The sequence below is a fragment of the Vicinamibacterales bacterium genome, from assembly GCA_035699745.1.
Taxonomy (GTDB): domain Bacteria; phylum Acidobacteriota; class Vicinamibacteria; order Vicinamibacterales; family 2-12-FULL-66-21; genus JAICSD01.
Genome location: DASSPH010000044.1, coordinates 39,823 through 66,608, shown reverse-complemented (window position 1 = coordinate 66,608; position 26,786 = coordinate 39,823). Strand labels below are relative to the sequence as shown.

The 26,786-nt window shown below is 68.2% G+C and carries 21 protein-coding genes and 1 pseudogene; 8 read left to right on the top strand and 14 right to left on the bottom strand.

The features are described from left to right. Positions 1 to 74 precede the first annotated feature (74 nt). The 4 genes and pseudogenes from ettA to VFK57_09390 form a co-directional block, all read right to left on the bottom strand. A complete protein-coding gene (gene ettA / locus VFK57_09405; protein HET7695910.1) occupies positions 75 to 1,745 on the bottom strand; it encodes an energy-dependent translational throttle protein EttA in 1,671 nt (556 codons plus the stop codon). A 216-nt stretch (positions 1,746 to 1,961) separates the two neighbouring features. Then, positions 1,962 to 3,134: pseudogene (locus VFK57_09400) on the bottom strand (IS256 family transposase). A gap of 207 nt (positions 3,135 to 3,341) precedes the next feature. Continuing rightward, positions 3,342 to 5,279 carry an ABC transporter ATP-binding protein gene (locus VFK57_09395; protein ID HET7695909.1) on the bottom strand — a complete coding sequence of 646 codons (1,938 nt, stop codon included), beginning with the start codon at positions 5,277 to 5,279 and terminating at the stop codon, positions 3,342 to 3,344. 129 nt (positions 5,280 to 5,408) lie between these two features. Continuing rightward, positions 5,409 to 7,610: a TonB-dependent receptor gene (locus tag VFK57_09390; protein HET7695908.1), complete on the bottom strand. Its 2,202-nt coding sequence runs from the start codon at positions 7,608 to 7,610 to the stop codon at positions 5,409 to 5,411. 133 nt (positions 7,611 to 7,743) lie between these two features. Between VFK57_09390 and VFK57_09385 the strand changes: the two genes are divergently transcribed. Next, complete coding sequence (locus VFK57_09385; protein ID HET7695907.1) at positions 7,744 to 8,778, top strand: putative zinc-binding metallopeptidase; 1,035 nt, start codon at positions 7,744 to 7,746, stop codon at positions 8,776 to 8,778. Here VFK57_09385 and VFK57_09380 read toward each other — a convergent pair. Next, positions 8,773 to 9,345 (bottom strand): hypothetical protein, encoded by a 573-nt coding sequence (locus VFK57_09380; protein ID HET7695906.1) that lies wholly within the window; start codon positions 9,343 to 9,345, stop codon positions 8,773 to 8,775. The two genes, VFK57_09385 and VFK57_09380, sit on opposite strands and share 6 nt — an antisense overlap. A gap of 61 nt (positions 9,346 to 9,406) precedes the next feature. Between VFK57_09380 and VFK57_09375 the strand changes: the two genes are divergently transcribed. After that, a complete protein-coding gene (locus VFK57_09375) occupies positions 9,407 to 10,477 on the top strand; it encodes a hypothetical protein (GenBank protein HET7695905.1) in 1,071 nt (356 codons plus the stop codon). On the opposite strand, the gene VFK57_09370 is transcribed toward VFK57_09375, so the two are convergent. Next, complete coding sequence (locus VFK57_09370; protein HET7695904.1) at positions 10,420 to 11,148, bottom strand: hypothetical protein; 729 nt, start codon at positions 11,146 to 11,148, stop codon at positions 10,420 to 10,422. The two genes, VFK57_09375 and VFK57_09370, sit on opposite strands and share 58 nt — an antisense overlap. A gap of 36 nt (positions 11,149 to 11,184) precedes the next feature. Here VFK57_09370 and VFK57_09365 point away from each other — a divergent pair, with 36 nt between their 5' ends. Then, the gene (locus tag VFK57_09365) at positions 11,185 to 12,567 is read left to right on the top strand and encodes a M20/M25/M40 family metallo-hydrolase (protein HET7695903.1); all 1,383 of its coding nucleotides are present in this window, start codon (positions 11,185 to 11,187) and stop codon (positions 12,565 to 12,567) included. 38 nt (positions 12,568 to 12,605) lie between these two features. Here the strand turns inward: VFK57_09365 and VFK57_09360 are convergent, their stop codons facing one another. Genes VFK57_09360 through VFK57_09345 form a run of 4 tightly spaced genes read right to left on the bottom strand, consistent with a single transcriptional unit; the run spans position 12,606 to position 17,201 of the window. After that, positions 12,606 to 13,496 carry a ChaN family lipoprotein gene (locus VFK57_09360; GenBank protein HET7695902.1) on the bottom strand — a complete coding sequence of 297 codons (891 nt, stop codon included), beginning with the start codon at positions 13,494 to 13,496 and terminating at the stop codon, positions 12,606 to 12,608. 24 nt (positions 13,497 to 13,520) lie between these two features. Then, complete coding sequence (locus VFK57_09355) at positions 13,521 to 14,240, bottom strand: YceI family protein (protein HET7695901.1); 720 nt, start codon at positions 14,238 to 14,240, stop codon at positions 13,521 to 13,523. 36 nt (positions 14,241 to 14,276) lie between these two features. Then, positions 14,277 to 15,044 carry a TerC family protein gene (locus VFK57_09350; GenBank protein ID HET7695900.1) on the bottom strand — a complete coding sequence of 256 codons (768 nt, stop codon included), beginning with the start codon at positions 15,042 to 15,044 and terminating at the stop codon, positions 14,277 to 14,279. Next, entirely contained in the window at positions 15,045 to 17,201 is a 2,157-nt protein-coding gene (locus VFK57_09345; protein ID HET7695899.1) for a right-handed parallel beta-helix repeat-containing protein, read from the bottom strand. Between the two features lie 99 nt (positions 17,202 to 17,300). On the opposite strand from VFK57_09345, the gene VFK57_09340 reads away from it, so the two are divergent. Continuing rightward, entirely contained in the window at positions 17,301 to 18,515 is a 1,215-nt protein-coding gene (locus VFK57_09340) for a polysaccharide lyase 6 family protein (GenBank protein HET7695898.1), read from the top strand. Positions 18,516 to 18,602: 87 nt separating this feature from the next. Here the strand turns inward: VFK57_09340 and VFK57_09335 are convergent, their stop codons facing one another. Then, positions 18,603 to 19,259: a hypothetical protein gene (locus VFK57_09335; GenBank protein ID HET7695897.1), complete on the bottom strand. Its 657-nt coding sequence runs from the start codon at positions 19,257 to 19,259 to the stop codon at positions 18,603 to 18,605. Positions 19,260 to 19,617: 358 nt separating this feature from the next. On the opposite strand from VFK57_09335, the gene VFK57_09330 reads away from it, so the two are divergent. After that, complete coding sequence (locus VFK57_09330; GenBank protein HET7695896.1) at positions 19,618 to 20,793, top strand: acyl-CoA dehydrogenase family protein; 1,176 nt, start codon at positions 19,618 to 19,620, stop codon at positions 20,791 to 20,793. A gap of 104 nt (positions 20,794 to 20,897) precedes the next feature. Here VFK57_09330 and VFK57_09325 read toward each other — a convergent pair whose 3' ends face one another. Then, complete coding sequence (locus VFK57_09325) at positions 20,898 to 22,943, bottom strand: aconitase family protein (protein HET7695895.1); 2,046 nt, start codon at positions 22,941 to 22,943, stop codon at positions 20,898 to 20,900. Between the two features lie 208 nt (positions 22,944 to 23,151). On the opposite strand from VFK57_09325, the gene apaG reads away from it, so the two are divergent. Next, positions 23,152 to 23,541 carry a Co2+/Mg2+ efflux protein ApaG gene (gene apaG, locus VFK57_09320; protein ID HET7695894.1) on the top strand — a complete coding sequence of 130 codons (390 nt, stop codon included), beginning with the start codon at positions 23,152 to 23,154 and terminating at the stop codon, positions 23,539 to 23,541. A gap of 12 nt (positions 23,542 to 23,553) precedes the next feature. On the opposite strand, the gene aat is transcribed toward apaG, so the two are convergent. Then, positions 23,554 to 24,129 (bottom strand): leucyl/phenylalanyl-tRNA--protein transferase, encoded by a 576-nt coding sequence (gene aat / locus VFK57_09315; GenBank protein HET7695893.1) that lies wholly within the window; start codon positions 24,127 to 24,129, stop codon positions 23,554 to 23,556. Between the two features lie 54 nt (positions 24,130 to 24,183). Next, positions 24,184 to 24,612, bottom strand: a complete 429-nt coding sequence (locus VFK57_09310; protein HET7695892.1) for a universal stress protein — start codon at positions 24,610 to 24,612, stop codon at positions 24,184 to 24,186. Positions 24,613 to 24,679: 67 nt separating this feature from the next. On the opposite strand from VFK57_09310, the gene VFK57_09305 reads away from it, so the two are divergent. Then, positions 24,680 to 26,326 carry a SulP family inorganic anion transporter gene (locus tag VFK57_09305; protein HET7695891.1) on the top strand — a complete coding sequence of 549 codons (1,647 nt, stop codon included), beginning with the start codon at positions 24,680 to 24,682 and terminating at the stop codon, positions 26,324 to 26,326. Positions 26,327 to 26,421: 95 nt separating this feature from the next. After that, complete coding sequence (locus tag VFK57_09300) at positions 26,422 to 26,781, top strand: 2Fe-2S iron-sulfur cluster-binding protein (protein ID HET7695890.1); 360 nt, start codon at positions 26,422 to 26,424, stop codon at positions 26,779 to 26,781. Positions 26,782 to 26,786 lie beyond the last annotated feature (5 nt).

The following is a 26,786-nucleotide window of genomic DNA, read 5'->3' as shown; positions in this document are numbered from 1 at the left end:
AAGGGTTACGAGACAACCCCGCCGCCCTCGCACTGATGGGCTGCAAGGCGGGCGCCAGGTGGGGGTGGCGGGCCTCAGCGTGTCAGCTTTCGATACTTGATGCGGTGGGGCTGGTCGGCTTCCGCACCCAGCCGGCGGTGCCGATCCGCCTCGTAGTCCTGGTAGTTCCCCTCGAACCACACCACCTTGCTGTCTCCCTCGAACGCGAGCATGTGCGTCGCGATGCGATCGAGGAACCAGCGGTCGTGGCTGATCACGACGGCGCAGCCGCCGAAGTTCAGCAGCGCCTCTTCGAGCGCGCGCAGCGTGTCGACGTCGAGATCGTTGGTGGGCTCGTCGAGGAGCAGCAGATTTGCGCCCCCCTTGAGCAGCTTGGCGAGATGCACGCGGTTGCGCTCGCCGCCCGAGAGCTGCCCCACCTTGCGCTGCTGGTTCGCTCCCTTGAAGTTGAACCACGACACGTAGGCGCGCGAGGCGACCTCGCGCTTGCCGAGCTCCACGGTGTCGCCGCCTCCGGTGATTTCTTCGAACACCGACTTGTTCGGATCCAGCTCGCGCGACTGATCGACGTAGCCCACTTTCACCGTCTCGCCGATCTTCAGCGTCCCGTCATCCGGTCGTTCCTGGCCGGTGATCATGCGGAACAGCGTCGTCTTACCCGCGCCGTTGGGGCCGATGACGCCGACGATGCCGCCGCGCGGCAGCGTGAAGTTCACGTCGTCCATCAGCAGCGTATCGCCGTAGCCCTTCTTCAGCTTGCGCGCTTCGACGACGACGTCGCCGAGGCGCGGCCCCGGCGGAATGTAGATCTCGACCGAATCGATCTTCTTCGCGCCCTCTTCCTTCAGCAGGTCCTCGTAGTGGTTCAGGCGGGCCTTCCCCTTCGCCTGCCGCGCCCGCGGCGACATCCGGATCCATTCCAGCTCGCGCTCCAGGGTGCGCTGCCGCCGGCTCTCCGCCTTCTCTTCGATCGCGAGGCGGTTCTGCTTCTGCTCGAGCCACGACGAGTAATTGCCCTCCCACGGAATGCCGTGGCCGCGATCGAGCTCCAGGATCCACCCGGCGACGTTGTCGAGGAAGTAGCGATCGTGCGTGACGGCGACGACGGTGCCCTGGTAGTCCTTCAGGAAGCGTTCGAGCCACGCGACCGATTCGGCGTCGAGATGGTTGGTCGGTTCGTCGAGCAGCAGCAGGTCGGGCGACCTCAGCAGCAGCCGGCAGAGCGCCACGCGGCGCCGCTCCCCACCCGACAGCGTGGTGACGTCAGCGTCACCCGGCGGCAGGCGCAGCGCATCCATCGCCAGCTCGAGCCGGGAGTCGAGGTCCCACGCGTTGGCCGCCTCGATCCGATCCTGGACTTTCGCCTGTTCCTCGATCACCTTGTCCATCTGCTCGGGCGGGAGGTCTTCGCCGAGCTTCGCGTTCAGGTCGTCGTAGCGCGCGAGCAGCGCCTTGATCTCGGCGACCCCTTCCTCGACGTTGCCGAGCACGGTCTTGTTCGGATCGAGCCTCGGCTCCTGGTGCAGGAGGCCGATCGAGTAGCCCTCGGCCGCCCACGCCTCGCCGGTGTAGTTCTTGTCTTCGCCGGCCATGATCTTCAGCAGCGAGCTCTTGCCGGCGCCGTTGAGGCCGAGGACGCCGATCTTGGCGCCGTAATAGAACGAGAGCCAGATGTCCTTGAGAACGACGTGGTCGGGCTGGTGAACCTTCCCGAGCCCCTTCATGGTGTAGATGAATTGCGGCATTGGAGTGAACGGTGATCTTACATTACTGGCGCCGGGACGGAGGGGACGGAGGGAACGGAGGGGACGGAGGGAACGGAGGGGACGGAGGGAACGGATCTCACACGGAGGAACGGAGGGAACGGAGGGAAACGGACACACAAAAATGGGGGTGTCCGGAATTCTGTGTGCGAGGCGGTTTCCGTCGGTACCGCCACTGCGGCGACGATCGAGCACATTCTACGCCGGACCTTTCAGGAACCGGTCCTCGTACAGAATCGCGAATTGATTTAGCGCCGCTTTCCAGTGGATCGACGCGCGCGCCCATTTCGCCATGATGTTGCGCAGCGCAAGCCAAATGAGCTTCGTCGCGGCTTCGTCGGTAGGGAAATGGCCGCGGGTCTTGATGATCTTCCGCACCTGGGCGTGGACGCTCTCCAGCGCGTTGGTCGTATAGATCACGCGGCGCACGTCTGAGGGGAACGCGAAGAACGGAATGACGTGCGGCCAGGCACCCCGCCACGCTTTCACGATCGTCGGAAAGCGCTGGCCCCATGGCCCGACGGCAAACGCGTCGAGCGCCGCACTGGCGGCCTCGACGGTCGGCGCCGTGTAGATCCCGCGCAGGGCCGCCGCCAGCGCCTTTCGATCCTTCCACCCGTCAGCTCGAGACTGTTCCGGATTAGGTGCACGATGCATGTCTGGAGCGGCCGCGCGACTTCAGATCGTTGAAGACCTTCAGCCAGAATTTCGCGCCTTCGGTCTGTTCGATCCACACGCCGAGGATGTCGCGCGTCCCGTCGCGCAGCACCGCGAGGGCGAGGTAGACGGCTTTGCTGCGGACGACCGCCTCATCGCGGATCTTCACGCGGAGCGCGTCGAAGAAAACCACGGGGTACATCGGCTCGAGCGGCCGCGTCTGCCACTCCGTCACCTCGGTGATCACCGCATCCGTGACGGCACTCACCAAGTCGGGCGACACGTCGACGCTGTACATCTCCAACAGAAACGCCTGAATCTCGCGGACCGTCAGGCCGCGGGCGTACAACGCGATGATCTTGTCGTCGAAGCCGCTGAACCGCCGTGCGTGCTTGGGGATCAGCTGCGGCTCAAACGTGCCATCGCGATCACGCGGCACGGCGATGTCCACCGGGCCGTCATCGGTCAGGACCGTTTTGCCGCTGCTGCCGTTGCGAGGGTTGGTCGTGTCGTCGGGCTTGGTCGCGCCGGGGCGGTACCCGAGATGGTGGCTCAGCTCGGCGCCGAGCGCCCGTTCAATCAGCGCCTTCTTGAATCGGCGCGTGGCCGCCTCGACGTCCGCCGCGACAACGGCCGGTCCCGAGCAAACTGATCGAGGATCTCACTCGGAACGGGCGTCGGCTTCTCCGCCGGCGGCCGCTCCCGCTTCGGAATACGGGGCGTAAACTCTCCTCATGCTATGCCCCACACACAAAATTCCTGACACCCTCTTTTTGCTCCGTTCACCTCCGTTCCCTCCGTTCCTCCGTTCTGTGAATCCGTTCCCTCCCCGTTCACCTCCGTTCCCTCCGTTCCCTCCGTTCCTCCGTTCCTCCGTTCTGTGAATCCGTTCCCTCCCACCTCTCCGTTGACTCCAAATCATCAGAGGGCGTCGTTCGACCGCAGCGTCACCGGAATCTTCGGCTCCTCCGGCTTCGGCGTGAAATCCTCGCCGGGGTTGATGAAGCGGTCGGACTCGAACTTGTACTGCTTGTCGTAGAGCGTCCGGTAGCGCCCGCCGAGCGCGATCAGTTCGGCGTGGGTGCCGCGCTCGACGATCTCCCCGCCTTCGAGCACCAGAATCTGATCGGCGCTGCGGATCGTCGACAGGCGGTGCGCGATGACGAAGGTGGTGCGCCCCTGGCGCAGCGACTTCAAGCCGTCCTGGATCATCGCTTCGCTCTCGCTGTCCAGGCTGGACGTCGCTTCGTCGAGCACCAGGATCCGCGGATCCGCCAGGATCGCGCGCGCGATCGACACCCGCTGGCGCTGGCCGCCCGACAGCTTCACCCCGCGCTCTCCCACGATCGTGTCGTAGCCGTTCTCGAACGTCTCGATGAACTCGTCCGCATGAGCGATGCGGCTGACGCGCTTGATGTCCTCGATCGTCGCGTGCGGGTTGCCGTACTTGATGTTCTCCGCAATGGTGCCGTCGAACAGGAAGTTGTCCTGCAGCACGACGCCGAGCTGCTGCCGGTAATCACGCAGGCGCAGGCTCGCCAGATCCCGGCCGTCCACCAGGATGCGTCCGCTCAGCGGACGGTTGAACGCCATCACCAGACTGATCAGCGTGCTCTTCCCCGATCCGCTCGACCCGACCAGCGCCGTGGTGGTTCCCGCCGGCGCCCTGAAGCTGACGTTCTTCAGCACCGGGACGCCGGGGTTGTATTCGAAGATCACCGACTCGAACACGACCTCGCCGCGAATCTCCTCCAGCGCGGCCTTGGCGCTGTCTTCCTGATCCTCCGTCGTCATCGAGAGGAGCTCGTGGATGCGATCGAGCCCGGCGAACGCCTCGCTGATCTGCGTGCCGATCGACGCCATCTGCACGACCGGCGCCGCCAGCAGTCCGGTGAACAGGATGTAGTTGAAGAACTCGCCGACGGTCATCCGATCCGCCAGGATGGCGCGGCCGCCGACGATGATCATGATCACGCCGATGATGCCGATGACCGCGGTCGAGAACGCGGTGATCGCCGAGACCCCGGTGATCGAGCTGGCGACGTTGCGGAACAGCCGGTGCGCCCCCTTGGTGAAGACCAGCTCTTCCCGCTTCTCGGCGGTGTAGGTCTTGACGATGCGGATGCCGCCGAGCGTCTCGTTCAGCCGGCCGGTGACTTCCGCGTTGATCCTGCCGCGCTCGCGGAAGATCGGCCGCAGCCGGCTGAAGGCCGTGGCCATGGCGAAGCCGAACGCGCCGAGCGCGACGATGTTGGCGAGCGTGAGCTGCCAGCTCAGGTAGAACAGGTACGCCAGCGCGAGCACCGCGGTGACGACGCTGCCCGCGAGCTGCACCAGGCCGTTGCCGACGAGATTCCGGATCCCTTCGGCATCGGTCATGATCCGCGAGATCAGCACGCCGGATTTCGTGGAGTCGAAATAGCGGACCGGCAGCCGGGCGACGTGAGCTTCGACCCGGCGCCGCATGTCGGTGATCGCCCGCTGCGCCGCGACGCCGAGGATCTGCGAGAGCCCGAACGAGGTGACCGCCTGGATCAGCGTCGCTGCGCCCGCGGCGAGCGCGAGCGGCACCAGCATCTCCGTCTGCCGGCGGCCGATCACGTCGTCGATGAGGTATTTCGACGAGGCCGGCAGCACCAGCCCGGAGAGCCGGTTGACGAGCATGATGGCGAGGCCGAGGACCAGCCGTCCCTTGTGCGCCGCGACGAGCGCCCGCGCCTCCGGCCATGCGTTGGCGTAATCGACCTTCTTCTTCGCCGCCGGATCCTCGGCGCGCGCGGCAATCGCGGAGCGGCCCGCCCCCTCGCGCCCCGCACCCCGCATCCCGCCGCGCAGTCCGCTCCCTCGAATTGCTGCCATCTTTGGTTGGACGCCTTCGGTGGTCGCGGGGTGCCGGCTGCCTGATCATCCGTGCTGGATCACCAGTGGGTACCCGCACCCGCCACGAGCCGGCACCCACACCCCGGCACCCGGCACCCCCTGGGCGCGCTAGAAGTTGACCCGAAGCTCCCCTATCACCGCGCGCCGGATGATGTCGCCGAACACGTGCTGCTGGATCTTCTCGTTGGTGAGGTTCGTCCCCTTGATCGACGTCGTCAGCCGATCGCCCGCCCACTTCACGCCGAAGCCGCCGTTGACGAGCGTGTACGCGTCCGTCGTGCCGTGGTACGGATCGTTGAGCACGTCCTGCCAGAAGGCGCTGTCCGAATAGCTGACGTTGAAGTCGCCGAGGAAGCGCCCGCGGGTGAAGTTGAAGCCGGCGTTGAAGCGGTTCTTGGCCGGCAGATTGAGCTCGGTCAGCGCGAAGTTCGCGGTCGGCTCGGCCTGATACGAGTAATTGGCGAACAGGCCGACGTTCCGGTTCACCGACGCCTGCACCCCGAGCTCGAGTCCCTTCTGCGTCGTCCGGCCGAAGTTCTGGTAGGTGAACAGACCCGGCAATCCGCCGATCGCGTTCAGCGCCGGCACGAGAATCGCCGGCCAGCCGGGCGGCGGGTTGCTCGAGCGGAAGCGCCTGGTGACATCTTCGGTGAAGAAAATGTCGTCCTTCACGCGATTGACGTAGAAGGCGGCGGACACGATGGCACGCCCGTCGGCGATCGTTCCGGTGTACCCGATTTCGTAGACGTCGACCGAGGTCTCCTTCAGGTCGGGATCGCCGACCGACTGCACCGGCAGCGGGTAGATCTGGCCGGCCAGGAGCTGTGTGAACAGCCCGAGATTCACCGGCTGGACGATGGTGACCCGCAGGAAGTTGTTGATCACCGACGGGGCCCGATACGCGCGGTTGTACGACACGCGGAACGACTGGTCCTCCTGCGGCTTGACCATGAAGCTCACCCGCGGCGAGAAGACGAGCTCGTCGAGGTAATCGAAGCGATCGACACGCGCGCCGGCCACCACCCGGAACTTGTCGTGCAGGAAGATCTCGTCCTGGATGTACCCGCCGCCTTCGGTGCGATTGTCTCCATCGGGCGCGAGCGACAGATCGAACCGGTTGATGCGCAGATTGCCGCCGTAGGTCACGACGTGCCGCTGACTGAAGGACTGAACGTTCGAGGCCTCGACATCGAACGTCTTCGTGCCGAAATTGAAGATCACCGGCTGCCGCGTGGTGGCGTCGACGGTGAGCAGGTTGGCGGCGTCGCCGTCCAGCACGTTCGTGAAGAACCCGGCGCGGAACCCCTTGTTGGTGAAGCTGAGCTTGCCGTAGCCCATCACCGTCCCCTTGTTGATGTCGAAGGGACCGATGCCGGTGTGCATGATGCCGTCAGTGCCGGCGACGCCGCCGGAGAACGACCAGCGCTTGCCGTCAGGCAGGTCGTAGTCGACGCGAGCGTCGAACTTCGGCTGCGTGGTGCCCTGGTTCTTGTAGCCGGGATACGTCGTGGTCACGGTGCAGACGTCCGCGCGCGTGCACGGAATCGTGCCGACCGGCCGCGCGTAGGGATCCTGCGTGTAGCCGCCGGCGGAGAGCTTGAAGGCCAGGCGATCGTTCACCGCCTGCGCATGCGTGCCGCTGATGTAGAACAGCGTCCCCGCGCCCTGCCCGGCGCTGCTGCCGGCATCGCGATCGAAGCCGCCGACGCCGAGCACCGCGCTCGTCCCCTGCATCTCGCGCGGCGACTTGGTGATGACGTTCACGACGCCGTTCAGGGCGTTGGCGCCCCACACCGCGGAGGCCGGGCCGCGGATGACTTCGACCTGCTTGATCTCATTCAGGTTCACCGGCAGGAAATCCCACATCACGAAGCCGAAGAAGTCCTGGTAAAGGCTGCGGCCGTCGAGCAGCGCGAGCTGCCCCGTCGCCAGCGTGCCGGTCGCGCCGCGCGAGGTTACGTTGATGTCGCGGGCAGAGACCTGCGTGATGTTGAGGCCGGGCACCGCGCGCAGCAGCTCGGCGAAGTTCTGCGATGCCGCGCTCTCGATCGTTTGCGTGCCGATGACCGTCATCGTCGCCGGCGCGTTGATCAGTTTCTCTTCGGTGCGCGAGGCCGAGACCACCACGGTCTCCTCGTATTTCGGCTGCTCGGGCTTCTGCTCCGGCTTCTGCTCCGGCTTCTCCTCAGGCTTGGCCGGCGGCTGGGCGGGCTGCGCCGGCGCGGTCGCCGGCGGCTGCTGCGCGCGAACGACGGGCGCCGCCGCACCGGCCAGCACGACCGCCAGTGCCCCACAACACACAGCTCTCATACGCGCGTCTCCTTCCGTTTGGCGCCGGGCACCGCCGCCCGCGCAGGACGGTTAAGTCCAGTCGATACCGGGAATTAGCCCTACGGGTATAACACATCAGGGTGCCGGGTGCCACCCGGCATACACTGGTCGGATGTCGAAGGCGCCGGTGCTGCCGGCTGAGGAGTGGGCGGACTGGCCGGACGAGAAGCTCCTCGATCTGCGCATGTGCCAGCTCGGCGTCAGCATCGAGGCGAGCGTGCTCGCCGACCGGATCGCGGAACTGCTGCGGGAACTGGAGGCGCGCGGGCTGTCGAACTTCAAGCCGCACTTCTGGCTGTCGGACGAATGGTTCTCGCCCGACGCCGTCCCGGGCGTGGCCATCCCCTTCTACCTCGCGCACCCGCGGCTCGAGCGGCTGGAGCGCACCTACATGCTGGAAGTGGAAGGGGGCACGCCGGAGTGGTGCCTGCGCATCCTGCGGCACGAAGCGGGGCATGCGATCGACAACGCCTTCAAGCTGCGCCAGCGGCGCCGCCGGCAGCAGATCTTCGGTCCGTCGTACAAGGCGTACCCCGAGTATTACGACCCCAAGCCATACAGCAAGAGCTTCGTCCTGCATCTCGATAGCTGGTACGCGCAGAGCCATCCCGACGAGGATTTCGCGGAAACGTTCGCCGTCTGGCTGAGCCAGCCCGACTGGCGCGACCGCTACGCCGGCTGGCCGGCGCTCAAGAAGCTCGAGTACATGGACGCGTTGATGAAAGACGTGTCCGCCAGGCCGATGCTGGTGCGGACGCACCGCAAGGTGGATCCGCTGCCGACGATCCGCAAGACGCTCCGCGCGCACTACGAGCGGAAGCGGCGGCACTACGGCCTGCTCCACCCGGATTTCTACGACCGCGATCTGCGCAGGCTGTTCTCCGACGATCCGGCGTACGCGGCGAACATGAAGGCGGCGCGCTTCATCGCGCGGGTGCGGCGCGACGTGCGGCGGATGGTGGCGAGCTGGACCGGCGAGTATCAATACACGATCGACCAGGTGCTCGAGGCGATGCTGAAACGCGCGAACGAGCTGAACCTGCGGCTCACCGTGCCCGAGGAGCGCGCGAAAATGGACTTCCTCGTGCTCCTGACGGTGCAGACGATGAACTATCTGCACAGCGGCCGCCATCGCGTGGCGCTATGAGCGCAGCGTCTTCGCGATGTCTTCCAGCGCCCGGCCGTGAAGCCGCGCGTAGGCGGTCCGCTGCGCCCTGTCGCGTCCGATGCCCCAGGCCTGCAGCAGCGTGCGGACGATCTCCGGCGGCTGCTGCGCGACGAAGAACAGATCGCCGCCGGACGCCGGCCGGCTGACCACGGCGTGAAGCGGAGCGGCAGCCGCATTGGCGAAGCCGCGCATCCAGCCGGCGACGCGCGCGTCGGTGACTTCCTCGGGCCCGTCGTGCGCGGTGTCGTCGACGCCGACGACGAACACGTGCGGGCGCACGCCGCCGGCCTGCGCGATCAAGTCCTGCAGCAGCGCCGCCAGCGACCAGCGCGTCAGATGCGTCCAGTCGCGCGCGATCGCTTCGGGCCCGTTGGTCTTCCAGTACCAGGTCAGCTCGGTGGACGCGAGCATCGCCTCGACACGCTCGCGCGGATCGTCGCCGAACACGTCCGTGCCATAGGCGATGGGCCCGTTCTCGCGAAGGTAGCAGACGAGCGGGACGCGGGCGCGACTCCGGCCGCCGACCAGGCGTCGGACCCAGTCCACGTCAGCGGCACCCTGCGCTAGAATCCCGGGCGATCATGCGCATTCAGTCTACGCCGATCGCGTGAGCCGCGTTCCCCTCGCGGCGGCGCTCGCGCTGGCCGTGCTCGCCGGCGGACGGCGGACGGCGGCGGTCCGCGCGCACGATCCGGTGCCGACGACGCCGACGTTTGCCGCCGACGTTCGCGGCATCCTGGCGGCGCGCTGCACCACCTGTCACGCGGCCGGCGGCTCCGCACCGATGCCGCTCACCACCGCCGAAGAAGTGCGTCCCTGGGCCGCGGCGACGCGCGAACAGGTGCTGAACCGGCGGATGCCGAAATGGCATGCCGCCCGGGGCTACGGTGCGTTCGTCAATGACCCGACGCTCACGCCGCACGAGCAGGCGATCGTGATCGGCTGGATCGATGCCGGCATGCCGGAGGGGGTGCCGCGAGGCGCCGCCGCGCCGAGGCCCGCGGCGGGGTTCGCGATCGGCACGACGGGAGATGACGCGCGTCGGGTGTTCGTTCGCGCCGGCGCCGATGTGGGTTGGCTCGGCGGAGGGAGCGCCGCGTGGATCACCGGCTGGGCGTTCTCGCCCGGCGATCCGCTGATCAGCGCGGCCGTGATCAGCGTCGATCGCGCGCCGATCGGATCGTGGGTCGCCGGCGATCGGCCGACGAGACTGCCGCCGGGGCTGGCTTTTCGGGGCGGCGGGCGGATCCGCGTCGATCTCCGTCGGCGTGCCGCGGCCGCGCAGGAACGGCCCTTCGTGCCGCGCGCGTCCGTGCTCACCCTGCTGACCACCGTGACCACGCCGGCGCAGCGCGCCTGGACGGAACAGATCGCGTGCGGTGCGCTTCGCAGCGGACCGCCGGGACGCCTGTTGGCGGTGCGTCCGCTGCTCGATCGCCGCGAGATCCGGATGTCGGTCACGCGTCCGGGAGCGCCCGCGTCGATCGTCGGCTGGTTCCGCGACTTCGACCCGCTCTATCCGCGCACCTACTGGCTGGTGCGCCCGATCGAGATGGGATCCGACACCAGCCTGGCGGGCGACGGTCCCTGCCGCGTCGAGCTGACGCTCGCACCCTCCGGCTACGGCACCTCGATGACGAACGCCGCCGTGGTCGCGCGGCCGCCGCGCTGGAACTGAACCCACACCTTGAACACGCCGGCGCGCGGAACGAGCGGGCGGAAGCTCACGGCGCCGCCGCGGCCGTCCGGCTGCGGATGCTCGTGCAGCGCTTCGGTCATGTCGGCCGAGACCGCGATGAAATGGGCGGACGCGCCGAGATAGGGTTCGAGATCGGCAACCGGCACGCTGGTGGCCGCATCTTCGATCCGCACCGTAACCAGCCGGCGCTCGCCGGCTTTCAACCCCGCCGCGTCGAGCGAGACGCGCATGCCGTCGGCGGCCTTCGGCTCCGGATCGAGCGCCGGCCGCGCGGCGCGGCCGAACGCGGACCCGGTCGTGAACGCCTGGTGCACCATCTGCGGCGCCCCGCCCTCCGGCTGGAACTCGACGATCGCCATATAGGGCCCCGGACGCGGCAGCCTCACGTCGACCATGAAGACGCCGTCGGCCTGCTGCACCGGATGCTCGTGCGCGAAGAACTCCAGACCGTCTCCGACCACGAACAGGTGCATCGGATGCTCGTGAACGGCCGCGAACCGGCGGAGGTTCGCGGCGCCGTCCGGCTGCTTCACCGCGATGCGCAGGCGCGCCCCCGCCAGCGTGGGGGTCGCACGGAGGTCGAGCACGTTCGCCGCCTGCGCCAGTGACGGCGCGAGCGCGCATGCCACCGCCGCCGCGAGCATCCGCATCACAGGCCGCCTCGCATCGCACATAGAATGCCCTACATGCCGCTGCTTCGTCCGATCGCCCTTGCGCTCCTCGTGTGTCTCCAGTTTCCGCCGCCGGCCGGCGACGTGCCAAAGCGCGCGGCCCCCGCGTGGCTCGCGCCGTACCGCGACCCGGCGAGCCGCCTGATCGGCGAAGCGCTCGGGTCCGACGCCGGATGGCAGCGGCTCGCCTATCTCGGCGACACCTTCGGCCCGCGATTGAGCGGCTCCCCCAACCTCGAGGCCGCGATCGCCTGGGCCGTCGACGAGATGAAGCGCGACGGTCTCGAGAACGTGCACCTCGAGCCGGTGAAGGTGCCGCACTGGGTCCGCGGCCGCGAGAGTCTCGAGATCGCCGGCCCCATCCCGCAGCCGCTCGTCATGCTCGGCCTGGGCAACAGCGTCGGGACCCCCGCCGACGGCATCGAGGCGGACCTGCTCGTGGTGCGCAGCTTCGAGCAGCTCGACGCGGCGCGCGATCGCGTGAAGGGGCGGATCGTGCTCTTCAACGTGCCGTTCACCACCTATGGCGAGACGGTGCGGTTCAGGGCGGAAGGGCCGTCGCGCGCGGGAGCGCTCGGCGCCGCCGCGATGCTGGTTCGCAGCGTCGGGCCGGCCGGCCTGCGCACGCCGCACACCGGCGCGCTCGTCTACGCCGACGGCCAGCCGCAGATCCCGGCCGCGGCGATCACCGTCGAAGACGCGGCGCGCCTGCAGCGCATGTCGGATCGCGGCACGACGGTGCGCCTGCGGCTCAAGATGGAAGCGCGGCTGCTCGGCGAGGCCGACTCCGCCAACGTCGTCGGCGAGATCCGCGGGCGCGAGCGGCCCGACGAGGTCGTCGTCATCGGCGGGCACTTCGACTCGTGGGACGTCGGCACCGGCGCGACCGACGACGGCGGCGGATGCATCGTGACGTGGGAAGCGCTCCGCCTGATGAAGAAGCTGAATCTGCGCCCCCGCCGCACCGTGCGCGTCGTGCTGTGGACCAACGAGGAAAACGGCGGCCGCGGCGGACAGGGATACCGCGATCGACACCTCTCCGAGCTGGGCAACCACGTGATGATGCTCGAGTCCGACGGCGGCGTCTTCAAACCGAGCGGGTTCGGGTTCAGCGGCAGCGACGGCGGCCGCGCGCGGGTGCGTGAGATCGCCGGGCTGCTCGCCGGCATCCAGGTGGATCGCATCGGCGCGAACGGCGGCGGCGCGGACATCGGTCCGAGCGTGCAGCACGCCGGCATTCCCGCGATGTCGCTCGAATCGGAAGGGGACTATTTCCTGATCCATCACACCCCGGCGGACACGGTCGACAAGATCGATCCGATGGATGTGTCGCGCGCCTCGGCGGCGATCGCGGTGATGGCGTATGTGATTGCGGAGATGCCCGAGCGGCTGCGCTGATCGAGGCTCGAGGTTCGAGGTTCGAGGTTCGGGCGCGCTTACTTTTTCGCGCCGACCGTGTAGACGAGGAAGTCCGCGCGTTTGAGGTCGTCAGCCGACGGCTGCAGCGCGTCGAGATCGGACACCGGCAGCACCGAGACGACGGCGACGCGGCGGCCCGGCATGCGGCGGCGCGCGCTGTGCGCGGCCCCGTCGCTGAAATCGCTGTGGAACGCCCCGTTCATGTGAACGATCGTGACCCGGCCGGCGCTCTTCGCCGCCGCCTCGGCGATCGACTCGCCCATCGTCTCGTCCTTCACGCACTGCGCGTAGTAGAAGTTGGGGGTCGCCGCCTGGTGGCCGCCCATCGCTTCGGCGAAGCGATCGAAGTAGCGCCCGGACGGCGGGCACTCGAGGTCCCTGGCGGCGAACGCGCGGTCCGGCGATCCGCCGCCGATCGCGGACAGCCCTGTCTTGCTCACGTCCGACGCCATCCGCCGGGGGACGTTCGCGGCGACCACGCGCAGCCTGCGGGCGCGTGCGAGCTCGACCAGCGGCCGGTAGTCGGTCGCATAGCGCGGCCATGGCCGCGATCCCGCGAGGAACTCCGGTTCGGCGATCTCCCCGGCGAGATAGCGATCGAGGAGCGGCTGGACGTCGCGCTCGAACATCTCCAGCGAGAGAACGACCGGCACGCCGCGGCGCAGCAGCCCTTCGAGGATGGCGAGTTCGAGGCGGTGCGTATTGGGATCGTCGTGCTGCTCGCCGACCATGATCGCGTCTGCCTGCGACAGGTCGGCGAGCATCGCCTCGAAATCACCGAAGGCGCTGCGGCGCGTGTCGTAGACGCGCTCGGGCACGTACGAAGGGGGCGCCGCGAGCGGCAGCACCTGCAGCGCGCGCGGCTCCGGCGCGCCGGCCACCGCCAGCCCCGCCAGAACCGCGAGCACCTGAAGAATCAGCAGAACCTGTCCTTACTTGCCGACCGGCGCGTTGCGCCGCAGCTCGAGATCGATGGTGATGTTGACCTCGTCGCCGACGACCGGCATGGCTTCGATCATATTGTTCCACAGCACGCCGAATTCCTTGCGGCTGATCTTCGTCGTCGCCGACGCGCCGGTGAGCAGGGTGACGCCGCCGTTGCGGCCGGCGGTCTGCACGGTCGGCGCCGGGCCGTCGACGTCCAGCACGACCTCCTTGGTGTTGCCGCGGATCGTCAGATCGCCCACCAGCTTGAACCTGCCCGCGCCGGCGGTCTCGACGCGCTTCGACCTGAACGTCAGGTGCGGATGGTTGGCCACGTCGAAGAAGTCGGGGCTGCGGAGATGGTTGTCGCGCCGCTCGTTCTGCGTGTCGATCTTCGTCATGTCGATGGACACGTCCGCCTTGACCGACGTCACGTCCTTGCCGTCGTACTCGATCTTGCCGCTGATGGCGCCCAGCGTGCCGCGGACGGTCGAGACGACGTTGTGGCGCACGCTGAAATTCGCGGCCGAGTGGCTGCCGTCGATCGCCCACTCGTTCGGACCGAGCGGCGGCTGAGGCGGACGCTGCGGCTGAGCCTGGGACGCGGCCGCGGGTTGCTGGCCGGCGGGCGCCGGGCCGGCCGGCGGCTGGGTGGTCGGAGCGGATTGGGCCAGGATGGGGGCAACGAACGCCGCGGCGGCCACGGCGGTGACAAGCGATCTGCGCATTCAGGTATCTCCTCGGATCAAGAACCGGATATCCCGCTAAGACGCCTTGGATCCCCCGGCCGTTTCAGGGTCGGGGACGTAGGCCTCGCGCAGATGCACCGGCTCCGCCTTCCTGCGAACGCGCAGATTTATCGCTTCCACGAATACCGAGAATCCCATCGCGAAATAGACGTAGCCCTTCGGAATGTGATGATCGAAGCCCTCCGCGACCAGCGACATGCCGATCAGCAGCAGGAAGCTGAGGGCGAGCATCTTCACGGTCGGATGCCGGTGCACGAACGCGCTGATCGGCTCGGCCGCCAGCATCATGATGGCGACGGAGATCACCACCGCGATCACCATCACCGCCACCTCGTCGACCATGCCGACCGCGGTGATGACCGAGTCGAGCGAGAACACGATGTCGAGCAGCGCGATCTGCACCAGCACCGACGCGAACGAGGCCGCCGTTTTCGCCGATCCGTGCCCCTCCTCCCCCTCCAGCCGCTCGTGAATCTCGTGCGTGCTCTTGCCGAGCAGGAACAGCCCGCCGAGGATCAGGATCATGTCGCGCCCCGAGATCGCCTGACCGATGACGGTGAAGAGCGGCGCGGTCAGCCTGATCACCCAGGACAGCGAGAACAGCAGCAGGATGCGCGTCCCCATCGCCAGCAGCAGCCCGAGGCGCCGGGCTCTCTGCTGCTGATCGGCCGGCAGCTTCGCGGAGAGGATCGAGATGAAGATGATGTTGTCGACGCCGAGGACGATCTCGAGGAAGGTGAGCGTCGCGAGGGCAATCAGGATTTCGGGACTCAGCCAGTTCATTTATCGCCTCAGTATCTCGAATCGGAGCTCGGCGAACCCGCCGATCTCGAAGTATTCCACCTTGAAACGGCGCCGGCCGCCGGTGATCGGCACGGTGTCGATCGCCGACTCGTGCGGCGTCCAGCGATCCACGATCCGTTCCTCGTCCATCCACACCCGCACGCCGTCGTCCGAGATCGTCCGCACCGTGTAGGCGCCGGGCGGCAGATCGATCTGCGCCTCGGCGACGAGCGCGACGCGATCGCGCGGCAGGCCCTCGGCGATGACGCCGCCCGACATGTAGTCCAGGCGGTCGCGGGTGTCCGACTTCGCCGGCGCGCCCGCGAGCACGCGCGCGAATCCGTCGGGGTTCCGGTCCGGCCGCGACGCCTCGTCGAACGTGAAGTAGCGGACCTGCCATGCCGCCGGCACGAAGAAGCGGCGGTAGCCGAACGCGTACGGCGCCCCCGCGGCGACCGTCCGGCCGCGCGGACTCACCACCGCGGCGCCGAGGTAGGTCAACTGCACGTCATAGTCGACGACGGGGCCGGGCGCGGGGGTCAGCGTGACGACGCCCGGAACGCGGCCGGACGCGGCGTCGAGCGACGCGCCGCGGAGCGACGCGACTTTCCACTCGCCTGGCGGTCCGAGCACGCGCAGCTTCAGCGGCGTGGCGTCGGAGCGCCCCTGCGGCCAGAGCTTCGGCGACTTCCAGTCGTACGGCCCCCACTCGTCGACGATGATCGCTTCGCGCCCGCGCCGCTCGGCTTCCGGAATCTTCGCGTCCATGCCGCCGGGCAGCGGCTTCGGCAGCGTGACGTCGAGCGTCGGCCGCGGCCGCAGCGGCACCGTGACCTCGTCGCCGATGCCGAGATTGCGCGTGTCGCCGGTCAGCATCGCCAGCGTCTGCACGCGTTCGAAGCTGTTGGTGAGAATCCGGACGTTCTGCGTCTCGCTGATCTTCAGCGCGGTGTGATTGGCGACGAAGGTGTTGCCGTTGATGACGTAATCGCGGCTGCGGGTGTCGCGGTGCTTCGGGTAGCCCCAGTCGGGGTCCTGCGCCGCGTTGCGCCACAGCCGGATCGCGGTCTCGTCCCCCTCGAAGCGGTTCTCGGTGATCTTGTTGTCCTGGCCGTGCTCGATCGCGATCGCTTCCGTGTTGCGGGCGAAGCGGTTGGCGACGAACCACGAGTCGAAGCTGTAGCCGCCCCACACGCCGTGCCAGCACTCTTCGACGCGGTTGCCGTAGAAGATGTTGCGGCTGAACGTGGCTTCGATGCCGTTGGCCGGGGCGAAACTGAAATCGTTGTCGTAGAACAGATTGTCGTTGGCCCCCCCCTGGCCCGTGTCCATCGTCGACTGCCCCGCCCAGAGGAAGAGGCCGTCGCCGCCGTGCGTCACCGAGTTGAAGGCGACGAGATTCTTGTGGCTCTGTTCGTAGAGCAGGATGCCGGCGGAGTCCTGGCCGCGGTTGTAGAAGGTGTGGCTGTAGCCGCGCACGCACCAGTCCACTTTGTTGTGCATGATGGTGTTGCCGCTGGCGCGGTACAGCGCGATGCCGAGGCCGGAGAGGAACGAGAAGGTGTTGTTCCAGACTTTCGCGTTGTCCGACCGCGCCAGCATCAGGCCGTTCTGCCCCTGCACGATCGTCGTGTGGTCGATTTCGGCGCCGGGGGAATCGGCCAGGTAGATCCCGGCGCCGCTCTGCAGCCACTCGTCCTTGTCGTTGTGGTGATACGACATCCAGTCGAGCAGGCTCTCGTGCTCGACGAGGCTGTAGAGGCGCGGCTTCCAGTTGTAGCTCAGGTCGGCGTGCGTGATGTGCAGGTTGCGGCTGCCCCGCGCGAGCACGCCGATCTTGTAGCCGTGCGCGCGCAGGTTCCTGATGGTGACGTTCTCGCCGCCGTCGACCAGCACGGCGAGCCCGGTGAAGCTGTCGGGGTCCGCGTCCGCGGCGGCGCCGCGCAGCACGACGTCCCTGAAGTCCACCGTCAGGTTCGAGCCGCGGATGGTGATCGCAGGATGATCGAGATCGGCGGAGGCCAGCGGGTAGGTGCCGGCCGGCACCACCATCGTCCGCGCGATCACCATCCCCGCCACCGGGCGCGACTGCGCGTGGGGATGGTGCGCGGTCAGCGCGACAACGGCGAGCGCGAGCAGGGCGGACAATCGGGACACGGCCAGCTATAGCCTACCCCGATCGCCAATCCCCGATCCCCGATCCCCGATCCCCCGCCGCGCGGGCAACCGGACGTGCACGGAATTAAGATACGCGACATGCGGCATTTCGCAGGATTCCTCCTCCTCGCCGTCTGGTTCACTGACGCGGCCCGCGTCGATTCGCTGGCTGCCCTCCAGGCGCGGATTGACGACGCCAGGCCGGGCGACGTGATCACGGTGAAGAACGGGACCTACCGGACCACGGCGCCGATCACCGTGAAGGCGCAGGGCACGCCCGGGAAGGTCGTCCGCATCGCCGCCGAAACCGCGGGCGGCGTCACCATCACCGGCGCCGGGGGATTCGACGTCGTAAGTCCCGCTTCCCACGTCGTCATCGACGGCTTCGTGTTCACCCACGCGTCGGGCCAGACGCACATCCGCCCCGGCGCCACCCACATCCGGTTCACGCGCAACGTGTTCGAGGCCGCGGGGGACGGCGCGTATCTCACCGTGGCGGGACATGACGCCGAGATCGACCGCAGCGAGTTCCGCAACAAGCGGACGCCCGGAAACATGATCGACGTGCGCGGCGAAGGCAGCCAGGTGGCGCAGCGCGTGCGCATCCATCACAACTACTTCCACGACTTCGACAGCCCCGGCGTCAACGGCGCCGAAACGATCCGGTTCGGGCTGAGCGGGCTGAGCATGTCGAAGGGGCTCGGCATCATCGAGCACAACCTGTTCGTCCGGTGCGTCGGCGAGAACGAGATGCTGTCGATCAAGTCGGGCGCGAACGTGATCCAGGACAACACGCTGCTCGACTCGCGCGGGGCGCAGCTGACGCTGCGCCACGGCAACGAGAACATCGTCCGCCGCAACTACCTGCGGGGCACGGACGGCATCCGCGTCTTCGGCGACCGCAACCGCATCTCGGAGAACTACCTCGAAGGGAACACCGGAGCGATCCAGATCGGCAACGGCGGCGCGGAGGTCGCCGACGGCGCGCCCCTGACCAGCCACGACCGCCCGGACGACACGTACATCACGTCCAACGTGCTCGTGAACAACGAACGCAATCTCTTCATGACCAGGCGGGACCGGGGTCTCGGCGCGACCCGCACCACGATCGCCCACAACGTCATTCAGGGGGGCGGCCCGGCGGCCGTGATCGATGGTCCGTTCCCCGGCGCCATCTGGCGGGACAACACGCTGTGGGACACCACCGCCGGGGTGATGCCCGAAGAGGGATTCTCCAGGAGGAGGCCGGCCATCAGGCCCGCCAGGCCCCTGACGCTCGAGGCCTGGCGCGCGTTCGTGCGCGGCCGCCGCTGAGCGCATGCCGGCGCGCGTGGCCGAGAGCGGCGAGCGGTCAGCGGGTAGCGGGTAGCGGCGACCGGTCGGCGGCCCGGTGGACTGCGGTCATCGGCTACCGCACTCCCTCGCCGCCGCCATCAGCCCCTCAATTCCGGACACGTGGAACTGGGCGACGACGTCGCTCGAGTTGTGCGGGCTGTAGCCGAAATCGAAGGTGCGCGCCTGCCGCAGCCGCTGCACGAACGCGGCGGGATCGGGCGCGAAGACGGCCGTGTGGTCGTCCGAGTCGGTCCAGCGTTCCGTCCGCGCCGGTTCGCCGTCCACGCTGATCGTCACGCTCTTGCCGTCGACCGCGGGCACGATCTTCATCGGCGAGCGCGTGACGACGAACGCCTCGACCTGCTGTGCCGCGCACCGGACGACGAGCGACGCGCGCGCCGGGCCGAACCACGTCTTGACGACGTTCTCGGACGCCAGTTCGAAGGCAGCGCCGCGGCGGCGGCCGCCGAGCCACGTCGCCTGGTTCTCCGTGCTCCACGTCTGAACGGGGCGAGCGACTGTCGGCGCCGGGGCGGCCGCGGGTGCCGTTCTGGCGTCCGCGGCCGGAGCGCCCGCGGCGGCAGCAGCACCCGACGCCGGTCCGCCGCGGCTGGACATCGCGAGTCCCGTCAATGCGGCGGCGGCGATGCCGGCGGCGATGAACGTGATCTGGCGCCGCGAGATGGCGGTTCGCGCGGCGGGCGGTGTCGTGGCGACGGGCACGAGCGCACTTGCGGCGGCCGCCTCGGGGGGCGAGGCGCGCTCGCCCGGCTCATCCGCAGGCGGCTCTACGAGGGCGGCCGCCCATGCCTCGCAGGACTCGCAGACGCTGACGGAGTCCGCAATCGCACGCCCGCACGTCGGACAGACTTTCACGGCGACCGGCGGGGCAACCGTCGTGCCAGCGGTCGACTGGCGCGTCCGCCCGCGGATCGCGGGACTTCCAGCGGGTTGGCGACGAAACCGTCACCGGCCGCTTACGAAGGTGTCGCGGCAATCCAAAACCTGTGCGCCGCCGTACCGCCGAACCGCTTGTCGTATATCATGCGCGCCTTACGTTTTCAGGGATCAGGAGGCATTCATGGCGGTCACGTCGGGTTCCATTCTCACGGACACGCTCCTCGAGAGCTGCCGGCAGCGCGCCGCCGGCTACGATCGCGACAACCGGTTCTGCCAGGAGGACTTCGACGAGCTCAAGGCGGCGGGCTACCTGAAGCTCACGCTGCCGAAGGAGTTCGGCGGGATGGGCTACACGCTGAACCAGTACACGCGGGAGGCGCGGCGGCTGGCCAGCTACGCGCCCGCGACGGCCCTGTGCCTCAACATGCACCACTACTGGGTCGGCACCGCGGCCGACAGCTGGCGCGCAGGCGACAAGTCGGTCGGCTTCATCCTCGAAGACGCCGGCGCGGGTGAAGTCTTCGCCGCCGGCCACGCCGAGAGCGGCAACGAGACGTCGATCGTGATGTCGGTCACGAAGGCCGAGAAAGTCCCCGGCGGCTACAAGTTCACCGGGCGGAAGTCGTTCGGCAGCCTGACGCCGGTGTGGACCCGCCTCGGCGTCCACGGCCTCGACGCGAGCGACCCGCAGAACCCGAAAGTGGTCCACGGCTTCCTGCCGCGGAACACGCCCGGCGTCACCATCAAGGAAACGTGGGACGTGATGGGCATGCGCGCGACGCGCAGCGACGACACCGTGCTCGAGGGGGCGTTCGTGCCCGACAAGTACATCGCGCGCGTCGTCCCGGCCGGACTCGCCGGGGCCGATTACTTCGTGCTGTCGATCTTCGCCTGGGCGCTGATGGGGTTCGGCAACATCTATTACGGGCTCGCCAGGCGGATGCTGGAGCTCTCGATCGAGCAGGTCAAGAGCAAGGGCTCGCTCGCGATGACGCGCTCGATGGCGCACCACCCGCACGTGCAGACCGGGATCGCCGACATGGTGATCGGCCTGGAAGCGATCGGCGCGCAGCTCGAATCGGTGACGCAGGACTGGTCCAACGGCGTGCAGCATCCCGACTGGCCGATCAAGATCGTGGCGGCGAAGTACAACGCCGTCGAGACGGCCTACAAGATCGCCGACACCGCGCTCGACGTGTCCGGCGGATTCGGCATGTTCAAGAAGAGCGAGATGGAGCGCCTGTTCCGCGACGCGCGCTGCGGCCGCTTCCACCCGGCGAATTCCTCACTCACCCACGAACTGCTCGGCAAGCTGGCGTTGGGGATCAATCCGGACGATCCACAGCGCTGGGGCTGACGCCATTTGGAAATTTGGAAATCTGGAAATCTGGAAATTTGGAAATCGGGAAATCTGGCACCGTCAGATTTCCAAATTCCAACATTTCCGAATTTCCAAATCCACTAGGCTCCGAACTGGTCGGGGTCCCAGGTGAGTCCCAGCTCGCTTGGCGGTGCCATGTAGCCGACGAGCGCGGACGCGGCGACGACCGCGGGGCTGGCGAGATAGCCTTCGCCGCCGAGCCCCATGCGGTTCTGCCAGTTGCGGTTGAACGAGGTGATGGCGCGCTGGCCGGCGGTCAGCGCGTCCGGTCCCTGGCCGAAGCACGGGCCGCACCAGGATTGCCGGATCTCTCCGCCGGCCGCCCGGAACACCTGCGCGATCGACTCGCCGCCCAGGCGCGGGTCGGGCTGCTCGATCTGACGTCCGACGCCTCCCGAGCCCGGGAAGATGCGGAACTCGCGATCCACTCTGGTGGCCCCCGTCCGGCGTGCCGCGCGCATGACGAGCGCCGCCTGCAGCAGGTCGTCATAGCTCCCGTTCGTGCACGAGCCGATCATCGCCTTGTCGAAGGTGATGCGCTCGCGGGCGACCTCCTCGGCGGGAAACGCGTTGCCGGGGCTGAACGGCTTGGCGATCATCGGCCGCACCGCGGACAGATCGAACGCTTCGTCGATCTCGTAGCGCGCCTCGCTCCCGGGCGCGATCGGCGGATACGGCAGCGCGGTGAGCCCCTTCTGCCGGAACCACTCGCAGGTCGTCTCGTCGGGCGCGAAGATCCCGTTCAACGCCTCGGCCTCCGCCATCATGTTGGCGATCGTGTTGCGATACGCGATCGGCAGTTGCCGATTGGCGTCGACCAGCTCCACTGACATGCCCTGCGACTGCTTCGCGCCCCAGCGGCGCAGCAGCTCGAGGACGATGTCCTTGCCGCTGACCCACGGCTGCAGGCGTCCGTCGAAGCGGACGCGGCGCGCCCTGGCGAGCGTGAAATAGATGTAGCCGGTCGCCCAGCCGAACCCGAGCGTCGTCGATCCGACGCCGATGCCGACGGCGCCGTAGGCGCCGTAGGCGCGGCTGTGCGAATCGGCGCCGGGAATGAACTGTCCCGGCATCACCAGCCCCTGTTCGGGAAAATAGAAGTGGAAGATGCCGTCGCCCGGCGTCGCGTAGTACGGCTTCACCATCGCCTGCCGGCGCGCGAACTCGCGGCCGATGCCGGTCTGTTTGTCGTCCACGGCGCTGCCGGTGAAGACGAAGTGATCGTTGGCGATGGCCGCCTGCCGCGGGTAGATGGTGTTCCCGCCCGTGATCTGGTTGAACGTATGGATGGCGAACGGAGCCGTGCCGTCGGACGCCGGCAGCAGATCGGCATACACCCGCAGCGTGGTGCCCGGCCTGAGATCCGACGGCTTCAGATCCTTGTCGACGCGGTGCGCCCAGACGATCTGCTCTGTCGTCGTCATGCCGCGCGCGGCGTCGGGATCGGCCCAGTCGATCGACGGCGCCGTCGCCACCGACGCGCGGAACTCGCGGCGGCCCACCTCGAAGATGCCGCCGCCGCGGCGGATCTCCTCTTCCTTCGGGGAGAGCGGGACCGGCTCGTAGGTCTTTCCCCGGGTCACGTTCGCGAGCCGGCGGGTCAGCGGATCGAACGTGAGCTCGTCGCCGTCCTGCGCGTCGGCGACCGCGTCCGGACTCTGCACGACGTGCAGGCCGAGGTTGAAGGCGTTGCGGCGGAAGATGTCGCCCATGTTGTGGCCGCAGACCACCACCATCTGCAGGCCGGCTTCCTCGGCGACCCCTTTCAAACCGGCCGGGCTCATCTCGCGCGAGGATCCGATCGCGAAGCGGTCGCCGGCAATGACGAACGTCTCGCCGCGATGCACGCGGGCGCGGAAATCCGGCATCAGGTAGCGGAACGATCCCGCCTTCCAGCGCTCGTCCAGCGTCTCGAGACTCTCCGACACGCAGTCGGCGGCGGGCGTGATCTGATCGGTATCGATCGCGTCGCGCTTCTTCGGCGTGGGACTGGCGGGATCCCAGAAGATCAGCGCGCGGCCTCGGATCAGCCGATCGTCGTGCGCCGCCGCGCCGTCACGGCTGTGGTCGGGAATGTCCGCCGTGGAGACGCCCGCCCTCAATCTCGCGGGCTGGATGGTGTGCATGACTTCTCATCATAGCCAATACACGCGACCACCGGCAGGCGCGGATAGCGCGGAAACCGCGGATCGGTCTTCGATCTCAGGCAGGAAAGGAAGATCGAACCGCGGTCGCTGACGATCGCCCTGGCATGCGCGCACGTCGCGCAGAGCCCGGCGTCAGGCGAGATTCCCAAATTTCCAAATTCCCAAATTTCCAAACTATCATGGCTTCATGTTCACGTCCGAGGCGATCACCCGGGGCATCAAGGTTTACGTGGAATCCGAGTATGCGCCGGAGCGATCCCAGCCCTCGCAGAATCAATGGTTCTTCCTCTACACGATCACGATCTCCAACGAGGGCACGGAAACCGCGCAGCTGCTCACCCGCCACTGGATCATCACCGACGGGACCGGGCGTGTCGAGGAGGTGCGCGGACCCGGGGTGGTCGGCAAGCAGCCGGTCCTCGCGCCGGGAGACTCGTTCACCTATACCTCGGGATGTCCGCTCGCCACGCCCTTCGGCGTGATGGAAGGCACCTACCAGATGGTCAATGCGAGCGGCGAGGCGTTCGACGTCAAGATCGCCCCCTTCACCCTCAGCGAGCCTTACACCGTCCACTGAGCCGCGCGGCCGTCAGAACGCCGCGTCGACGCGCAGCGCCTGATCGAGCAGTCGCAGGTAGCGGCGGCGCGGTATCTCGATCGCGCCGAACTGCAGCAGGTGGTCGGTCACCCACTGGGTGTCGAGCAGCACGAAGCCGCGCGCGCGCAGGCGATCGACCAGCGCGCTCAGCGCCACCTTGGAGGCGTCGCGCTCGCGGTGGAACATCGATTCGCCGAAGAACGCCCCTTTCAGCGCCACGCCGTACAGCCCGCCGACCAGCGCGCCGTCCTGCCAGGTCTCGACCGAGTGGGCGAAGCCGACGTCGTGCAGCGCGCAGTAGCTTTCGAGGATCTCGTCGTCTATCCAGTTGCCGTCGGCGTCGCGGCGCGACGCGCATGCGCTGATGACGCCGCGGAAGTCGGAGTCCACTCGCACCTCGAAGCGCGACTGCCGTACCGTCCGCGCCAGCCGGCGCGGGGCGTGGAAGGCGTCGAGCGGAATGATCCCGCGCGGATCGGGCGAGTACCAGCGGATGTCGCCGGGCGCGTAGGCCATGGGAAACCAGCCGCTGGCGTACGCGGTCAGCAGCGTGTCGGCGGAAATCACCAGCTGAGGATATCCCGCAAGCTCCGGCTTCGCCGGCGGCGCAGGCTCCGCCGGCTACTTCCGCAGAACCAGGAGCGCGCAGCGCCCTTTGTCGAGCAGCGCGTGGACGTGCCGGTCGCCGCCCTGAACGATCGCGAGGTCGATCAGGTTCTCCGTCGTGTAACGGATCAGCTCGTCCGCCGCGTCGCCGGTGCGGATGGCGACGACGACCGAGTCCTGTCCCGCCGGCAGCAGCCGTGCGAGCCGTTCGCGCGCCTCGGCCTCGATCCCCTGATGCAGTTCGGGCAGCTTGTCGGCCGCCATCTCTGCCGTCCATCCCGCCGACAACGGCTGCTCGACGATGTAGACGACGTGCAGCTCCGCGCCGAACTTTTCCACCAGCCGCGCCGCGAACCGCGCCGACGCGTCGAACGCTTCATCGCTGCTGCCGTGCAGCAGCACCCGCCGGATGCTGTTCATCTCCATCGCCCGATCGCGATGCATACGCGATGCCGTGGTACAATCGAGGTCTCCCCCGATTTCGTACATGCGCCACTCGCGTTCTCGTTGGATGCCCGCCTCCGTGCGGGCGCTGCGCGTCTATTCCTGGCCGACGTTCGCCGCGGATATCGGCGCGGGCGTCACGGTCGGCCTGGTAGCGCTGCCGCTGGCGATGGCCTTCGCGATCGCCTCGGGGCTCCCCCCTGAAGCCGGCATTTACTGCGCCATCGTCACCGGCTTCCTCATCTCCGCGTTCGGCGGTTCGCGCTTCCAGATCGGCGGGCCCACCGGCGCCTTCGTCGTCGTCATCGCCGGCATCGTCACCACCCACGGCGTCAACGGACTGTTCATGGTGACGATGATGGCGGGCGTGATCCTGGTCGCGCTCGGCGTCACCGGCATGGGGACCGCGGTCAAGTACCTGCCGCGGCCGGTCGTGATCGGCTTCACCAACGGCATCGCCGTGCTGATCGCGAGCACGCAAATCCGGGACTTCTTCGGCCTGCAGATCGCGAGCGTGCCGTCCGAGTTCGCGGCGCGGATCGAGACGCTGGTCGGGAGCGCCGGCACGTTCTCGCCGGCTGCCGCCGCCTTCGGCGTCGTCTCGCTGGCCGGAATGATCCTGTTGCGGCGCTGGCTGCCGAGGGTTCCGGGCGCGATCGTCGCGCTCGTCCTCGGCACGGCGGCGGCGCTGCTGACCGGCGCCGGCATCGAGACCGTGGGCAGCCGGTTCGGCGGGATCCCGTCCGGCCTGCCTCGCCTGGAAATTCCCGAGTTCCAGGCAGCCCTCATCCCCGCGTTGATCCGGCCGGCGATCACGGTCGCGCTGCTCGGCGCGATCGAATCATTGCTCTCCGCCGTCGTCGCCGATCGCATGGGCGGCGACCGCCACAATCCGAACACCGAACTGGTGGCGCAGGGGATCGCCAACATCGCCTCGCCGCTGTTCGGCGGCCTGCCCGCGACGGGCGCCATCGCCCGTACCGCGACCAACATCCGCTCCGGCGCGCGGACCCCGGTGTCCGGCATGCTCCACGCCGTGACACTGCTCGTCGTGCTGCTCGTCGCCGCGCCGCTGGCGAGGTTCATTCCGATGCCCGTGCTCGCGGCGATTCTGCTCATGGTGTCGTGGAACATGGGCGAGTGGCACGAGATCCCGAAGGTGCTGCGGCTGACCAAGACCGACATCGCCGTCTGGGCGGTCACGTTCGCGCTGACGGTATTCGCCGATCTCACGCTGGCCGTCGAGGTCGGCATGACCCTGGCGGCGCTGACGTTCATCCGCCGCGTCGCCGTGACGACGACGGTATCCAAGGTCACGCCGAAGTTCCTCGAGACGGCGCGGGTGCACGGCCTCCACGACAAGTCGATCCCGACGTATCTCAGCGTGTTCAAGATCCAGGGGCCGTTCCTGTTCGGCGCGGCCGACAACCTCGGGGTGATCACCGCGCAGCTCGACGCGCTGCCGGACATCGTCATTCTGCGTCTGCGCTACATGACGGCGATCGACGGCACGGGGCTGCGCGCGCTCGAGGATCTCGCGGATCGCCTGCGGGCGACGGGGCGGACGCTGATCGTCTGCGGCGCGCGCGATCAGCCGGCCGCCGTGATGACGCAGGCCCGTTTCCACGCGCACCTCGGGGACGAGAACATCTGTCCGGACATCGCGTCCGCGCTGCGCCGGGCGGCGGAGCTGCACGCCTCGAAGGCGGCGTGAAGAAAGGCGGGCCGCACCCGCCCGCCGCTCTCCGCTTGGCGGTCGCTTGCGCTGACGGTTCGCGGGTTGTCGCGGGAGTCCGATATGATCGGCGGATGCCCAGATTGACGGTTGAAGGTCATGCGCCGGTGGACGTCGAAGCCGGCAAGCGGCTCGTGCTCGCGATCGAGCAGGACGCCAAGGTCGACGTGCTCCACGCCTGCGGCGGCAACGCCCGGTGTACGACGTGCCGCGTCCAGTTTCTCGACGGAGAGCCCGACCGGATGACGGTCGCGGAGAAGCAGGTGCTCGCCGCGCGCGGCCACGTCGGGGTGCGCCTGTCCTGCCAGATCACGTGCGATCACGACATGACGGTCCGCGCGGTCAGCCGCCTCGAGGGCAGCGGCCGCCCCGATCCCGGTCCGACCCCGCTGCCAACCATTCATCCGCCGCCGGAGTGGATCCCGGCCCGATAAGCGGC

What these genes read in the sequence shown, in the direction of transcription:
- ettA (HET7695910.1), bottom strand. Translation starts at nt 1,745, where the DNA reads ATGCCGCAATTCATCTACACCATGAAGGGGCTCGGGAAGGTTCACCAG.
- VFK57_09395 (HET7695909.1), bottom strand. Translation starts at nt 5,279, where the DNA reads ATGGCAGCAATTCGAGGGAGCGGACTGCGCGGCGGGATGCGGGGTGCG.
- VFK57_09390 (HET7695908.1), bottom strand. Translation starts at nt 7,610, where the DNA reads ATGAGAGCTGTGTGTTGTGGGGCACTGGCGGTCGTGCTGGCCGGTGCG.
- VFK57_09385 (HET7695907.1), top strand. Translation starts at nt 7,744, where the DNA reads ATGTCGAAGGCGCCGGTGCTGCCGGCTGAGGAGTGGGCGGACTGGCCG.
- VFK57_09370 (HET7695904.1), bottom strand. Translation starts at nt 11,148, where the DNA reads ATGCGGATGCTCGCGGCGGCGGTGGCATGCGCGCTCGCGCCGTCACTG.
- VFK57_09365 (HET7695903.1), top strand. Translation starts at nt 11,185, where the DNA reads ATGCCGCTGCTTCGTCCGATCGCCCTTGCGCTCCTCGTGTGTCTCCAG.
- VFK57_09355 (HET7695901.1), bottom strand. Translation starts at nt 14,240, where the DNA reads ATGCGCAGATCGCTTGTCACCGCCGTGGCCGCCGCGGCGTTCGTTGCC.
- VFK57_09350 (HET7695900.1), bottom strand. Translation starts at nt 15,044, where the DNA reads ATGAACTGGCTGAGTCCCGAAATCCTGATTGCCCTCGCGACGCTCACC.
- VFK57_09340 (HET7695898.1), top strand. Translation starts at nt 17,301, where the DNA reads ATGCGGCATTTCGCAGGATTCCTCCTCCTCGCCGTCTGGTTCACTGAC.
- VFK57_09330 (HET7695896.1), top strand. Translation starts at nt 19,618, where the DNA reads ATGGCGGTCACGTCGGGTTCCATTCTCACGGACACGCTCCTCGAGAGC.
- VFK57_09325 (HET7695895.1), bottom strand. Translation starts at nt 22,943, where the DNA reads ATGCACACCATCCAGCCCGCGAGATTGAGGGCGGGCGTCTCCACGGCG.
- apaG (HET7695894.1), top strand. Translation starts at nt 23,152, where the DNA reads ATGTTCACGTCCGAGGCGATCACCCGGGGCATCAAGGTTTACGTGGAA.
- VFK57_09310 (HET7695892.1), bottom strand. Translation starts at nt 24,612, where the DNA reads ATGCATCGCGATCGGGCGATGGAGATGAACAGCATCCGGCGGGTGCTG.
- VFK57_09305 (HET7695891.1), top strand. Translation starts at nt 24,680, where the DNA reads ATGCCCGCCTCCGTGCGGGCGCTGCGCGTCTATTCCTGGCCGACGTTC.
- VFK57_09300 (HET7695890.1), top strand. Translation starts at nt 26,422, where the DNA reads ATGCCCAGATTGACGGTTGAAGGTCATGCGCCGGTGGACGTCGAAGCC.